The sequence below is a fragment of the Streptomyces sp. NPDC012888 genome (genome assembly GCF_042900645.1).
GTDB lineage: Bacteria > Actinomycetota > Actinomycetes > Streptomycetales > Streptomycetaceae > Streptomyces.
The window spans coordinates 130498-145431 of sequence record NZ_JBIBBM010000014.1; the positions used below are offsets into that span (position 1 = coordinate 130498).

The window sequence follows — 14934 nt, forward strand, 5'->3', positions numbered from 1 at the left end:
TGGCTAGTCTCCCCGCATACCGCAGCTCACCGAGGCGTTGGCGCCCTGGTTCCGGCTGCGCGGATTCGGTCGGGACAGGTGGAGGGCACGGGCAGATGGCTTGGCTGACAGCGGGCGAGGGGTACGAGATCACCCTCGGTGAAGACGGTCGCGTGGCCGCGCGGCGCAACGGAGGACGGCAGCTGAAATCCCTGCCCAAGGCCCTCCGCGACCACCCCGAGGTCGACCGGCTGCGCCGGCTCGGCGAGTGGCTGGACCGCCACGAGGCCGCCTGCGTCGCGCAGGTGGACGCCTGGATGGTGTCCTCGCTCCCGGTCCCCACCGGCCTGATCGCACGGGTCTGGCGGGACGACGCCTGGAGCTCCGCGCTCCGCGACGTCGCCGTCGTCGGCGACGACCCCGACGAGACGGGCTTCCTCCGCGACGTCACCGGGGACGGCGCGCTGAAGGTGGTCGACCTGGACGGCGAGACCGTACGGCTCACCCCGCGCACGGTCACCCTGCCCCACCCCGTGCTGCTGCCCGACCTCGACGACGTACGGGAGTTCGCCGCCGAACTCGGCATCACCCAGAAGGTGGAGCAGATCCACCGCGCCACCTGGACCAAGCCCGCCGACGGCTTCAAGCCCACCGCCACCGAGGTGCGGGACTACGCGGGCGGGAAGTTCGCCTCCCGGTTCGGACTGGCCGCCCGCGCCACCTCCCTCGGCTACCGGGTCTCCGGCGGCTACGCCACCTGCAAGGTCCTCGACGGGGGCCGCAGCACCGAGGCCTCGGTGTGGATCGGCGAACCGTACTGGGACGGGGAGTCCGAGACCGGCGGACTGAGCTGGCAGGACGAGGACGGCCGCGCGGTGCGGCTGGCGGACGTGGGACCGGTCGCCTGGTCCGAAGGGATGCGCATGGCCGCGGCGCTCTACGCCGGCCGCACGATCGAGGAAGGCCGGAACGCATGACCGCCACCACGCAGACCACCGACACGTTCGACGCGTCCGACGCGTCCGACGCCACCCCCGCGCCGGTGCTCGCGCCCGCGGACCTGCTCGCCGCCGGAGCGGTGCTCCCGCCCGGCACCCGCGGAGCCGGCCCCGCCGCCGTCGAACTCACCGCCCGCGCCTACCGGCACCCCGCCCTCGGCGAGGACCGGGTCGTGGTCCGGCTGGCCGCGGCCGAACTCGGCGCCGCCGAGGACCTCGCCGCCGGATTCCTCGGACTGGAGCCCGCGGAGGCACCCGCCGTGGTCGGCCTGGGCCGCCGCCAGGCGCTCGGCTTCCCCGAGTGGGTGCTGGTCCACCACCCCGAGGACGGGCACCACGCCCTCGCCGTCGTCCCCGAACTGGACCGGCTCGCCCGCCACGCCAAGTCCAAGCCCAAGGCCGCGCTGGACGCCTGCCACGAACTCGCCGGACGGCTCGCCGCGGCCGTCCCGCACTTCCTGCCCGTCTTCTACGAGCAGGCCGCGCGGATCTTCCTCGCCGTCGAGAACACCACGTACGCCGGCCAGCTCTTCGCCCGCGCCCGCACCAGCGAGGCCCGGCACGGGCTGCCCGTGGACGAGGACCGCCTGGACGCCGTCCTGCTGGAGTTCGCCCTGGCCGGCGCCCTCCCCGTGAAGGTGCTCACCGCCTACGCCAAGGAGCTGTCCGCCCGGCTGGAGCCCGCCGAGGCCTTCGAACGCTTCCGGCGGCTGTGCGTACGCCGCACCGCCGGCGGGCTCGCCCCGTCCGCGCAGGCCGCCACCGAACTCCGCCGGCTGGCCCGCGCGGCCGGCCTGACCGGCACCGAACCCGAACAGGAGTACCTGGCCGAACTCCTGCCGCTGCCCGCCACCCTGCGCGCCGCGGCCGGATGGTGGAAGACCCACCGGTCGGCGCTGGTCGCCCTCGCCCGCCGGGTCCCCGCCGTCCGGGGCACCCTGCTGGCGATGACCCCGCCCGGGGACGACGGCGAACTCAGCGACCTGTGGCTCGCCGTCCTGGAGGAGTCCGGGGCCACCGCCGGCCTCACCGACGCGGACGCACCCGAGGAGCAGCGCTGCCCCGACGGCGCCGCCGGCTGGCTGGAGCGCTACCACGCGGCCCGGCACCGCGGCTGGGGAACCCGCCCCACCCCGCCCGCCCTGCTGGACCTCGTCACCCGGGCCGCGGGACGGCTGCGCGCCGAACTCGCCGCCCGCCCGGACCAGGACGGCGCCCTGCGCGTCGGCGTCGAGGACGTCGACCTGCTCGACCTGCTGCTCGCCCTGGACGTCCCGGTGGCCGACCCGCCGGACCCCAAGCACCCCAACCGCCACGACCAGCTGAACCTGGCCGACTGGGCCCGCGGCGACAACCCCCGCGACCTCGTCGCCCTCGCCGCCGACCCCCGCTTCCGCCCCGCCTTCAGGGCCGGCGCCTACTCCTTCGGGGACGCGTCGACCGGAGCCGCCGTCATGCGCCGCCTGGCCGCCTCGCCCGGCGGACGCCCCATGCTGACGGAGTGGATGACCGAGGTCGCCCGCAACTCCGCCGCCAGCGGCCTGCCCGCGCTGCCCGACGCGATCCGCCGGCTGGCCTGGCTGCCCGCCGAGGCCCTCGCCCTCGCCCCGCGGGAAGTGGCCGCGGCCGCCGCCACCGACGTCGGCGCGATCCTCGCCCGCACCCTGCGCGGCGGACTCTTCGAGGAATTCACCTGGCCCGCCTGGGAGGAGGCCGTCGCCGCCCTCGCCCCGCGCGACGACCGCAACGGCCTCACCGTGGTCGAGGCCTGGCCGTACCTGATCGTCGCCAACACCGTCCGGGTCCACGTCATCGACGCCGACGGCACGGTCCTCACCCACGACCTGCGCGGCCCCAACGGCTCCGGCTACCGGTACGGCTTCCACTACGTCGACGGCGCACTGCTCGTGTTCTGGACCACCTGGGGCCGCGACCAGGTACAGGGGTACTGGCACACCGCGCCCGACACCGTGCTCACCCTGGACGGGGCCCCCGCGTACTGGTCGCTGCGCTCCGACCACCTCAGCCTCGAACTGCCCGGCGGCGGCCGCACCACCGGCGGCGGCGTGCTGCACCGCGGCGACACCCGGCTGCCCGCCGAACGCGAACTGCTGTCCGACGGCACCTCGTACTGGGTGTGGGAACGCGACGACCAGCCCGACCAGAGCGGCTGGGCCGAGTACGACCCCGCCACCGGAGCCGTGGGCCGCCGCTCCCTGCCCGCGTTCCTCGCCGACGCGACGGCCGCCCACACCGGCCACACCGCCCACACCGGCGCCAGACTGGCCCGGCGCTCCGCGCGGCTGAGGCCCGCCCCGACCGTCGAGGGCTCCGCCCTCGGCCCCGCCGCAGGCGGCCTGCTCGGCTGGCGCGCGGTCCGGCTGCACGGGAACGGCTGGCACGCCCAGGACACCGGCGGCCGCACCGTCACCCTGCCCGAGGGCTCCGACATGCCGCTCGCCGCCCTCGCCTTCCCCGGCGACGACCGGCCCCGGGCACTGACCAGCAAGTGGCGGCAGACCCGGATCACCGACCCGGACGGCGTCGTCACCGCCACCGCCGACGCGGACGGCGGCCTGACCGGCACGGCCGGCGGACCGCTGCCGCCGGAGGACTTCTGGTACGCCCTGCGCCCCCGCGACCCCCGCGGATCGGCCGCGCTGCGCGCCGCCGACGACGCGGCCACCGGCACCCTGCTCAAGGCGGCCGCCGCGGCCGGGCAGCTGTCCGAGCTGCCCGGCCTGGTCACCGCCGCGTTCCCTGAGCTCACCGCGCCCGAACTGCTCGCCGGCGTGGTCAGGCACCTGCGGTTCGCGCTGGCCCAGCAGAAGTCCCTGGACTCCGTCGCCGCCCGGCTGGACCCGTCCGCCGCCCCCGCGCCCGTACGCGAACGCGGCCCCGCGGACCGGCTCGTCGGGGAGGCGCTCGGCGGCGTCTTCGACGGCGGCTACTACCGCTACGGCTCCGACGCGGACGTCTCCCACCTCTTCCTCACGCAGCTGGAGACGGCCCGCGCGGACACCACCGCCACCGCCGTGCCCGGCCGCCTCCACTTCGACCTGCCCTCCCTGCCCTACACCGGGCTGCCGTTCGCCGACCTGCTGGACGAGCCCGCCGTCCTCGCCTACCGGGCCGCCGTGCCCGGGATCCCCGACGACCAGCGGGAGGCGCTGCTCACCCTGCTGGCGCGGGCCGACGCGCTGGACCTCACCTCCGTGGCCGGCTCCGCGCCGCACTGGCGGCGCCTCGTCGTCCACCTGGACGCCCCGCACCTGCGCACCCCGGACGGCGCGGAGCACTCCGGCGGGCACCGCAGCGTCCTGCCGCTGGGCGGCGGCGCGGCCCTCGGCATCACCGAGTACCACCGGGACGTGCCCGACGGCCGCGAGTACGGGGCCCTGCTGCACGACCCGGAAGGCCGCTTCGAGGTGCCCGGCCCCTACACCGTGCGCGGCACGGCCCCGGTGGGCGACCGCTCCCGGCCCGCCGGATGGGCGGCGGCGTTCCTCGCGGCCGCCCGGGAACACGGCACCGCCCCGTACCGGCCCGAGGCCGCCGCCGAGTTCTCCCGGCTGACCGGGGCGTCCGGCGCGCTGGCCGCGCTGGTCGTGGCCGGCATGCCGGGGATCGGCCGCTGGGAGCGGAACTTCCTGCCCGCCGACCTCCGCGCCACGCTCGGCCTCAAGGTGGCCGAGGCCGCCGCCGCCCGCGACGAACTCCGCGCCGTCCCGCAGGAGGTCCGCCGGGCCGTGCTGGCCGCACTGCTGCCCGCCGCCCCGGAAGAGCTGTGGACCCGCGGTCCGGACGCCGCGGCCGCCGCCGACTTGTGGAACGCCCGCGTGGGCCGCCGCACCCCGGTGCCCGACTGGCTCGCGGCCGAGGCCACCCGTGCCGTGTCCAGCGGCTGGCCGGCCCACCGGGCACTGCCCGCACTCCTCGACCCGGCCGGCTCCCACACCCTCAGCACGGACGTGGACTGGCGGATCGACGGCGACCGGGCCACCCCCGCCGCCCCCGCGACCGACCCGTTCACCTCGTCGGTGCTGACCGGCGCGATGGCCACGGCCGGCTGGCTGGCCCACCGGCTGCCGGCCGGCGACCCGCACCGGGCGGCGCTGCCGTCCGCGCTGACCGCGCTGCGGGCCCGCCTGGCCGCGCCCGGTCTGCTGCTGGCCTACGGCCACTACGTGGACCTGGCCCAGTTCCGCGTCGCGGCGGGCACGCCGACCGAGACCACCCCCGAGTACGAGCGGTACGGCGCGGTGTTCCTGTCCACGCACGACGGACGGCCGCAGCCCGCCGTACGGCCCGCCCTGCTGGACTCCACCGGCTCCGACCCCTACCTCGCCGCCCTGCGCGGCGAGGACCAGCGGCCCGGCGCCCTGGAGACGGCTCTGCGCCTGGCCCGCGACCCGGCCTTCGCCCGGCTGCTGGCCGACCCGGGAGCCCCGGTCGCCGGCGAGGCCGGCCCCGACGGCACCTGGTGGCCGCAGGACCCCTCGCGGTCCGTGCCCGGGCTGGTGGCCGAGGCCTCCGCGGAGCACGGGCTGGGTACGGACGCGGCGGCGCTGTACCTGATGCTGCTCGCCATGCCCGACCCGACGGACCGCAACACCGCGCGGTGGACGGGCTGGAAGCCGGCCCGGCTGAAGGCCGCCCGGGCCGAACTCGCCGCCACCGACCTCGTGGTGTCCGGCGACCGCCGCCGGGCCGGCCGGACGCTGTTCCTGCCCGGCGGCTGGGCGGACCTCGCGTCGCCCGGGCTGCCGGTGGAGGAGTGGAAGCTGCCGATGTTCGGTCCGGTCGGCCACGGCCGGCCGGTGCTCGGCGCCCTCGTCCCACACGAACCGCCGGCGGAGCTGTACGCGCGGGCCTGGCAGCGGACGGGGGCCGGCGACCGGCCGCGCTTCGAGGAACTGAAGGTGAAACGCACCCGCCGCCGCCGCTGACCCCCGGGGTCGGATCCAGGGCCATCCGGGCTTGCCCTCCGGGGTCCGGTCCGGCCCCCTGTCGGGGCTCTGTCCGGCGGGTTCGGTCCGGGGTCCGTCGGCGGGTGCGGTTCCGGGGTCCGTCCGGCGGGTTCTGTCCGGGGTCCGGCCGGTCCCCCTGGGGTCCGTCCGGCCCCCCGTCCGGCGTTCCGTCCGGTCCCCGTCCGGTCCCCGTCCGGCTTCCGTCCAGGTTCATCCGGGCTTCGTCCGGCGCGGACCGTCCGGCCCGCCGGGGCGCATCCGCTCCAAGCGCTCCTGTCGGAGCGCCGGTCGGACTCGGGTCGGGTGCCTGCGGTTGGGGGCTGTGGGCGCGCCTCGTCCAGGTCCTCGCCGGGCCTGGTCCGGCTCGTCGGGGCCTCGTCCGGGGCCAGACCGGGCCCCCGTCGGGTCCCGGTCGGTCCCGTGTCCGGGTCCGGGGCGCTCTGACCGGGGTCTCGCCCGGGTGGTGGTCAGGGGCCTCGTCCAGGCCCGTGGCCGGCTCCGGCCGGGCCACGGTCGGGCCCCTGTTCGGGCCTGGCCGGGGCCCCGGCCAGGCCTCGGGGTCGGGCCCCTGCGAGGCTCCTTGGGCCCGGTTGGGCGTCTGCTCCGGGCCGTCTCGGTCCGATCGGGTCCCGGCAGGGGGCCTCGTCCGGGCCCGTTGGCCGGCTCCGGTCGGCCCTCGGTCATGTCCCTGGCCGGGCCTGGTCTGGTCCGCTCTTGGGCCGGGCCGGGCCGGGTGCCTGTCCGGTCCTGGGCCCCGCTTGGGCCTCGTTCGGGTGCTGGCCGAGTCCCGTGGCGGGGTGCCGGTCGGGGCCTGGGCGGGCCTGGTCCGGTTGCCCGGCCGGGCCTTGTCTGGTCCGTCCGGCTCCGGGGCCGGACGGGGCGGGTCCCTGGCCGGGGGACCGGCCGCCGCTGTTCTTGTTCCGCTCTGCTCATCGTCCGCCGTCCACCAGCCGAAGAACGTCTTCCGAAGGAACCCGCATGACCGAGACCCAGCAGGCCGCCGCCGTACCGGCGCGGCAGACCCAGCCCGCAGAGGAGCGGTACGCCGCCGAACTCGCCTTCCTCGCCGCCCAGGACCCCGGCCCGCGACCGCCCGGCTGGGCCCTCACCCCCCGCGCCGTCGTCACCTTCGTGTGCGGCAGCGACGGCGCCGAGCTGGCCCTGCCCAAGCGGCGTGCCGGCCTGCCCGCCAAGCTGGCCATAGCGCCCAAGTTCGTCGGCGAACGGGCCCTGGTGGAGCGCTGCGTCGTCACCCTCGCCGGGGAACGCGGCCTGCTGCTCACCGGCGAGCCCGGCACCGCCAAGTCGATGCTGTCGGAGCTGCTCGCGGCGGCCGTCTCCGGCACCAGCGCCCTGACCGTCCAGGGCACCGCCGGCACCACCGAGGACGCCTTCCGTTACGGCTGGAACTACGCGCTGCTCCTGGCCCAGGGCCCCACTCCGCAGGCCCTGGTCGACTCCCCGGTGCTCGCCGCGATGCGGACCGGCCGGGTGGTCCGGGTCGAGGAGATCACCCGCTGCCTCCCCGAGGTGCAGGACGCCCTGGTCTCCATCCTCTCCGACCGGCGGGTCACGGTCCCCGAACTGACCGCCTCCGAGGACGCGGTGGTTGCCGCGGCCCCCGGCTTCACCGTCATCGCCACCGCCAACCTCCGCGACCGCGGCGTCTCCGAGATGTCCGCCGCGCTGAAGCGGCGCTTCAACTTCGAGACGGTGGACCCGATCGCGGACGCCGACGCCGAGGCGACCCTCGTCCGGCGCCAGGCGGTCGCGGCCGTGCAGCGGGCGGGCGCCGCGTTCGGGGTGGACGACTCCGTGCTGGACGCCCTGGTCACCGTATTCCGGGACCTGCGCTCCGGCCGCAGCGCGGAGGGCTGGGACGTGGAGCGTCCCGGTACGGTCATGTCCACGGCCGAGGCGGTGCAGGTCGCCGCCTCGCTGGGGCTGTCGGCCGCCTACCTGCCGGGCGGCGACGTCCTGGACCTGCTGCCCGGTCACCTCCTGGGCGTGGTCCGCAAGGACGACCCCGCGGACCACGCCCGGCTGCTGGGCTACTGGGACGGACCGGTGCGCCGCCGGGCGGAGGACGGCTCGGCGATGTGGCGCCGCCTGTGGGACCTGCGCGGGAGCCTGCGGTGACGGTGACCACTGGTGATCCGCGGGCGGCCCTCGACGCGCTGGCCGCGGCGCGCGAGCCGTACCTGCTCGGCGTACGCCACCACAGCCCGGCGCTGGCCGCGGTGGTGCCCGCGCTGCTGGACGAGGCGGGGGCGGAGGTGGTCTGCGTGGAGCTGCCGGCCGACTTCCAGCCGTGGCTGGAGCACCTCGCGGACCCCGAGACGGTGGCGCCGGTCGCCCTCGCCGGCGAGGGCGCGGGCGGCCAACTGGCGTTCTACCCGTTCGCCGACTTCTCCCCGGAACTGGCGGCGGTCCGCTGGGCCCGCGAGCGCGGGGCGGAGGTGCTGTGCTGCGACCTGCCGCTGACCGATCCCGGCTGGTCGCACCCGGAACCCGCGGCCGGGACGCCGGGGACGCGGGGGACGCCGCGGGGTCGTTCGTACGCGGACGCGCTCAGCGCGTCCGGCACCGGCCGGGACGGCGACGACCTCTGGGACCGCGCGGTCGAGGTCCTCGCACCCGGCTGCACGCCGGAGGCCGTCCGCCGCGCGGCCCTCGGCGTGGGCTGGGCGCTGCGCTCGGACGCGGCGGAGGTCTCCGCCACCGACCTGGCCCGCGAGGCCCGCATGCGCGAGGTCATCGCCGCGGCCGCCGCGTCGGGCCGCCGCGTGGCCGCGGTCATCGGCGCCTTCCACGCCCCGGCCCTGGCACCCGCCTTGGTGTCGGGCGGCGTTGGGGCGGCCGCTCCTGTCCTCGCTGGGTCCGGCGTGGGCCGGGCGTCGTCCGCGGACCTCGGGGCCGAACACCCCGGCGGGCGGGGCGAGTCCGCGACCGGCCCGACGCCGGAGGCCACGGCGAACGCTGCCGTGTCGAGCGCCGTGGACGTGACCCCCAGCGGGTCCGCGGTCGCCGGGCCGACCACGCTCGCCGTGGGTCGGGCGTCGTCCCTGGATGTCGGGGGCGAACGCCTCGACTGTCGGGGCGCGTCGAAGGCCGGCCGGATGACCGCTGCGACGGTGGCTGCCGTCGTGTCGGGGGCTGCCGATGAGGCCGCTCCTGTCCTCGCGGACGCCGCGTCCGGTATGGCCCCGGTGTCGTGTGCGGATGTCGGGGACGCACTCCCCGGCGGGCCGGGGGTGTCCGGGGCCGGGGGTATGCCCGGTGGGACGGCGGCCGCCGTGGTGTCGGGTGCTGTGGACAGGGCCGCTCGCGTCCTCGCGGCCTCCGCGCCCGCCGGGGACACCGCCGTGCCGGGCGAGACCGCTGGTCCTGCGGCGGCGATCGGAGGACACAGCGGTGCCGGTGGGGACGAGGACACGGGCGCGCCGACGGTGCCCGCGGCCGGGCGGGTCGCGGGCGGCCCTACGGCCGCCGCGGACACGGGCGTGCCGGGCAAAACCACCGGGTCCCGGGCCGGAGCCGGGCGCGCCGGGTTGGGCGGCCCCTCGGCCGGCTCGGAGGACGCGGGGCTCCGGGACGGGGCCGCCGGGCGCCCGGCGGGGGCCGTGGGGGACGGGGGCGGGGTCGCGGCGCCGGCCGTCACCTCGTTCGTGCCGTACTCCTTCGACCTCCTCGACTCCCGCTCCGGATACCCCGCCGGGATCCGCGACCCCCTGTGGCAGCAGGCCGTGTTCGAGGCGGGTGGCGACCCCGAGCGGGTGCGGGAGGCTGCCGGGACCGCCGTGACCGCCGTGTGCAGACACCTCCGGCGCGCCGGGCACACCGCCGGGACCGGGGAGGCCGCCGAGACGCTGCGGCTCGCCTGTGACCTGGCCGCGCTCCGGGGACTGCCCGCGCCCGGACGCGGGGAACTCCTCGAAGCCGTCACCACCGTGCTCGGGCAGGGGGAGCCCCTCGGCCGGGGCCGGGCCCTGGCCCGCGCCCTGGAAGCGGTGTGCGTGGGCACCGCCCGCGGCCGGATCGGTCCGCGCGCGCCCCGCTCGGGCCTCGGCCCCTCCGTCGAGGAGGAGTTGGCCGCCCTGCGTCTGCCCGGGCCCGCCGACCCCGAGCCGCGCGAGGTGCGCCTCGACCCGCTCCGGTCCCCCCTCGACGGCCGCCGCGAGGTGCTGCTCCAGCGGCTCCGGGTCATCGGTACCGGCTACGGCGAACCGCTCGCCGTCGCCGCCACCGGCGACGGCACCGCCCTCGGCACCAAGTGGCGGCTGTCCTGGACCCCTTCCGTCCCCGCCCGGCTCGACCTGGCCGGGGTCCGCGGGGTCACCGCCGCGCAGGCCGCCGCCGGCACCCTCCGGGAGACCGCCCGCCGCGAGGCCGCCGAAGGCGGCCCCACCCCTGCCGGGATCCTCGCCGGGCTGGCCGCCGCCGCGCGCTGCGACCTGCCCGAACTGGTCGGCGCGAGGCTGCGGGAAGCCGCCCGGGAGCTGCCCGGCAGCGCCGCCCTGCCCGAACTCCTCGAGGCCCTCGACCTGTTGGAGTCGCTACGGCGGGGCCACTTGCCCGGCACCGCCGAACGGGACCGGGCGGAGGCCGGCCGCCTCTCCGGCGAGCTGCTGGAGGCGGCCGTACGGTCCCTGCCCGGCCTCGCGGGCAGTGACAGCCCCGCCGACGCCGGTGCTCTGGTGGCACTGGCGGACCGGGCCGCCGTCCGCCACCTCGGCGTCCGCCTGGACCAGGCACTCGCCGAACTCGCCTCCGAAGCAAGCCCGTTGATGCAGGGCGCGGCGGCGGCCGTACGGGTGGTGCTCGACCTGGATCCGGCGGCCGGCCTCGGCGGCCGGACGGCCGGCTGGATCGACGGGGCGACCTCCCCGGACACCCGCCGCGCGCTGACCCGTCGGCTCGCCGGGCTGCTCACGGCGGCCGGCCCGCTGCTCCAGTCCTCCCCCGAGGCGCTCGCCCCGCTCCTGGACCGCGTGGAAGCGCTCCCGGACCGGGAGTTCCTGGACCGGCTGCCCGCCCTGCGCGGCGGGTTCGACGCCCTGGCCCCGGCCGCCCGCGAGCGGCTGCTGACCACCGTGGGGGAGCGGCTCGGCGACCGGGTCGACCTGGCACTGGAGGCGCCGCCCGAACTGCTCGCGCTGTGGGCGGCCGCCGACGCGGCGGGCCTGGCCGCGGTCAGCGCGCTCCCTCCGCAGGGTCAACGCCCGGACGCGGACCACCCGGACGAGGACCGCGCGTACGGGGACCGCGACGCGCCCGGTGCCGGTCCGGCGATGACCGGGCCCCGGGCCGGGACAGGAGCCGGGACCCGGTCCCTGACCGGGGACGGGGCCGCGGCCGGGTCCGGGTCCGGCCCCGCGGGCGGGTCCGGGCTCGGGGCCGCCGATCGGTGGCGGCTGCTGCTCGGCCGGCACCGGGACCGGCTGTCCGCCGGCGCCCGCCCCTACGCCCGGGCCCTGGACGAGCTGTACGGCACCGGACGCGGCGAAGGCGCCGCCGACCTGGACGGTGGCGGAGCCGGCCAGGCCGGCGGATCGGAGCCCGCCTTCCCCACGGCCCGCGAGTGGTCGCAGGAACTGGAGGCGCTGTTCGGGGCCGACGTCCGCGAGGAGGTCCTCGCCGAGGCGGCCGACGCCGGCCGGCCCGACGTGCTCACCCAGCTCGCCCCGGCGGCCGTACGCCCGTCCGTGGAGCTGCTGAGCTCGGTGCTGTCCCTCGCCGGCGGCCTGCCGGAGGCCCAACTGGCCCGGCTGCGGCCCCTGGTGAAGCGGCTGGTGGACGAACTGGCCCGGGAACTCGCCACCCGGCTGCGCCCGGCGCTGTCGGGGCTGGGCACACCGCGCCCCACCCACCGCCCCGGCGGCCGGCTGGACCTGGCCCGCACCCTGCGCGCCAACCTGGCGCACACCCGCCGTACCGGCGACGGCCGAGTGGTGGTCGTACCGGAACGGCCCGTGTTCGGCACCCGGGCGAGCCGGGAGGCGGACTGGCGGCTGGTCCTCGTCGTCGACGTCTCCGGGTCGATGGAGGCGTCGGTCATCTGGTCCGCGCTGACCGCCGCCGTGCTGGGCGGCGTACCGACGCTGTCCACCCACTTCCTGGCGTTCTCCACGCAGGTGGTCGACCTGACCGACCGGGTCGCGGATCCGCTGTCGCTGCTGCTGGAGGTCCGGGTCGGGGGCGGTACGCACATCGCGGCCGGCCTCGCGCACGCCCGTTCGCTGGTCACCGTGCCCAGCCGGACCCTGGTCGTGGTGGTCAGCGACTTCGAGGAGGGCGCGCCGCTCGCCGGGCTGCTCGGCGAGGTCCGCGCGCTGGCCTCCTCCGGCGTCCACCTGCTGGGCTGCGCCGCGCTCGACGACTCGGGCAGCCCCCGCTACTCGGTCCCGGTGGCCCGGCAGCTCGTCGCGGCCGGCATGCCGGTCGCCGCCCTCAGTCCGCTCGCCCTCGCCCGCTGGGTGGGCGACCGTCTCCGTGGAGAACCCCGTTGACCGATCCGAGCAGCCCGCGCACCCAACTCCCGCCCGTGGCACCGGAAGTGGTGGCCGAGGCGGTGGAGCAGCTCAGCGCCCGCCTGCGGAAGAAGCTGGACGCCGCCGTGGCGGACTGCCCGCCGGGCACCGCGCTGCCCGGCGGCGGTGGCGTCACGTTCGCCTTCGGCGAGGACACGGTGGTGACCCTGCGGCCGGGTCCTTCGGGGGCGGTGACCACGGCCCCGCAGGCCGAGTGCAGCTGCCTGCTGGCCCCGCGCTGCCTGCACCGGGCGGCCGTCCTGGGCGCGGCGCCGCTCGCGGAGCCGGAGCCGGCGGCGGCAGACGCGGATGCCGAGCCGGGGGCGGCCGATGACGGGTCGGCGGCCACCGATGCGGATTCGGCGGCGGCCGGCGCAGCGGAGGCCGGCCCGGGGGGTTCGGTGGCGGAACCGCCCGCCGCGGCGAGCGCGCCCGACCCGGCCCCGGCCGGACCCACCCCCGCGCAGGTACGGGCCGCGGGCGCGCTCTGGGAGGCGGCGGCGGGGGCGCTCGCCGCCGGGGTCACGGCCGGCGGGGCCGTCGTACAGGCCGAGCTGCTGCGCGCGGCGCACACCGCACGGCTGGCCGGGCTGAACCGGGCCGAGGCGGCCGCGCTGCGCGTCGTGCGCGGCCTGCGGGCCGCCCGGGACCGCAGCCCCGGGCAGCGGCTGTCGGACCTGACGGCTTCGTTCCGCGAACTCCTGGCGGGGGCCGCCCTGGTGGCCGCCGGTTCGGCCGGCCCCGGGGCCGCCGCCGCTGGCGGGGCCCGCCGCGCGTACGGGGACGGGGGCAGTCTGCGGGTGCACGGCCTGTGCCGGGAACCGGTACTGACGGCTTCCGGCTACGGGGGAGTGGTCACCCACCTCCTCGGCCCGGACGGCACCGCCTACTCGGTGTCCGACGTGCGGCCGGGCGGCCTGGCCCGTGCCAGGGGCGCCGGCACCGCGTCGGTGGCCCTCGGCGGAGGCGTACTGGACCACGCCGGGCTGGCCCGCGGCGGCCTGCGGATCGTCGGCGCGACGGTGTCGGCAGACGGGAGGCTCGGTGCGGGCAGGGGCGTACGGGCCACCCCGCTGCCCGGGGCCGACTGGGCGGCGGAACCCGCGGCCGCGTTGTTCGCCCGGCCGGTGGGCGAGGTGGTGGCCGGGCTGCTGGCCGGCGCGAACGGCCCGGACGGCCCGGCGGAGGACGGGGAGCCGTCCCCGCCCCTGCTGGGCTGCACGGTCGAGGTGGTCGGCGCGGCGGGGGAGCACGTGGTGGTCCGGGTCGCCGACGGCGGTCCGCTGCTGCGGCTGCGTCCGGCGCACCCGCACCCGGAGCTCCCGCACACCGAGAACCTCCGCCGGATCGCGGCGCACCCGGGGCTGGTGCTGCGCGTCCTGGGCCGGCCCGACCTCGACCGGGCGGCGACGCTGCGGCCCCTGGCGGTGGGGCCGGTGCCCGGCGCGGCGCACACGCTGCGGCTGCCGGAGGAGTGGCTCGGCCGGGCGGACCTCGGCTACGACCGGCTGCAGGGCGCCAACTTCCCCGGCGGCGCGCCCGGGCCGGTGCCCGCCGCACCGGCGGACGTTACCGACCCGCTGGCGGACGCGCCGCTGTGGCGGGTGCGGAGGCTGCTGGAGTGCGGGGTGGCGGGCGGCCGGCGGGCCGTGGCCGAGGCCGCGCGCGGCGAGGGCGCGGCGGCGTTCGCCGTCCCCCTGCGCCGGGCCGGGCTGGGCGGGGCGGCGGACCTGGCGGTGGCGCTGGCGGCGGAGGCGGACCGCCGCCCCCGGGACGCGTTCGGCCGGCTCACCGACCCGTCCGCGGACGCGTACGCGAGGGCGTGGCTGGCGTCGGCGGTGCACTTGGCGGCGGCGGAGCGGTCGCTGGTGGCGGCGTCGTGGTCGTGAACCGGGGCCGAAGCCGCGCGCGCCACACGCCCGGCGGAGCCCCGGCCGGGCCCGCTCGAACCGTCCCCCAGCTCGGGCTTGGAGGGTGCGGCCCAGCTTCGTGCGGTGCCGCGCCACTCCAGCCTCGCCGTCGTTCGAGGCGTGGGGGTCCCCCTGGACGGAGTCTGGGGGAGGGTGTGGGGCGGAGCCCCGCGTGTTCGGCCGGGGTCCTGGCTGGGCTCGCTCGATCGTCCCCCAGCTACCGCTGGGAGGTTCCCCCAGCTCGGGCTTGGAGTGCCGCTGCGCGGCATCCCGCCCGGCGGGCAAGCGGTGCCGCACTATCCAGCCTCGCCGGCGTTTGAGGCGCGGGGTGTGGGGCGGAGCCCCGCGTGTTCGGGCGGAGCTCCGGCTGGGCTCGCTCGATCGTCCCCCGGCTACCGCTGGGAGGCCCCCCAGCTCGGGCTGGAAGTGCGGCTCTGCTTCGGGCTGTTGCCCGGCGCCTTCAGCCTCGCCGGCGATTGAGGCGCGAGGTGTGGGCGGCGCTCCGCGTGAACCGGCCCGGCGCGGACGGGCGGTGCTCCGGCTGATG

General features: G+C 78.3%; 5 protein-coding genes. All 5 read left to right on the forward strand.

The window, feature by feature from the left end:
* Window positions 1–95: 95 nt before the first annotated feature.
* The 5 genes from ACFY61_RS23830 (at window position 96) to ACFY61_RS23850 (ending at window position 14366) form a co-directional block, all read left to right on the forward strand.
* Entirely contained in the window at window positions 96–956 is an 861-nt protein-coding gene (locus tag ACFY61_RS23830) for a DUF4132 domain-containing protein (protein WP_389474847.1), read from the forward strand.
* Entirely contained in the window at window positions 953–5926 is a 4974-nt protein-coding gene (locus ACFY61_RS23835) for a DNA-binding protein (RefSeq protein ID WP_389474848.1), read from the forward strand. The genes ACFY61_RS23830 and ACFY61_RS23835 overlap by 4 nt, the downstream gene beginning before the upstream one ends.
* Window positions 5927–6925: 999 nt before the next feature.
* Entirely contained in the window at window positions 6926–8086 is a 1161-nt protein-coding gene (locus tag ACFY61_RS23840; protein ID WP_389474849.1) for an AAA family ATPase, read from the forward strand.
* Window positions 8083–12456: a DUF5682 family protein gene (locus ACFY61_RS23845; protein WP_389474850.1), complete on the forward strand. Its 4374-nt coding sequence runs from the start codon at window positions 8083–8085 to the stop codon at window positions 12454–12456. The genes ACFY61_RS23840 and ACFY61_RS23845 overlap by 4 nt, the downstream gene beginning before the upstream one ends.
* The gene (locus ACFY61_RS23850; RefSeq protein WP_389474851.1) at window positions 12453–14366 is read left to right on the forward strand and encodes a hypothetical protein; all 1914 of its coding nucleotides are present in this window, start codon (window positions 12453–12455) and stop codon (window positions 14364–14366) included. Before ACFY61_RS23845 ends, ACFY61_RS23850 begins: the two co-directional genes overlap by 4 nt.
* The last annotated feature ends 568 nt before the right edge of the window (window positions 14367–14934 follow it).

Bases quoted from the DNA above. Each gene is read 5' to 3' on its own strand.
- ACFY61_RS23830 (WP_389474847.1), top strand. From the start codon at position 96: ATGGCTTGGCTGACAGCGGGCGAGGGGTACGAGATCACCCTCGGTGAA.
- ACFY61_RS23835 (WP_389474848.1), top strand. From the start codon at position 953: ATGACCGCCACCACGCAGACCACCGACACGTTCGACGCGTCCGACGCG.
- ACFY61_RS23840 (WP_389474849.1), top strand. From the start codon at position 6,926: ATGACCGAGACCCAGCAGGCCGCCGCCGTACCGGCGCGGCAGACCCAG.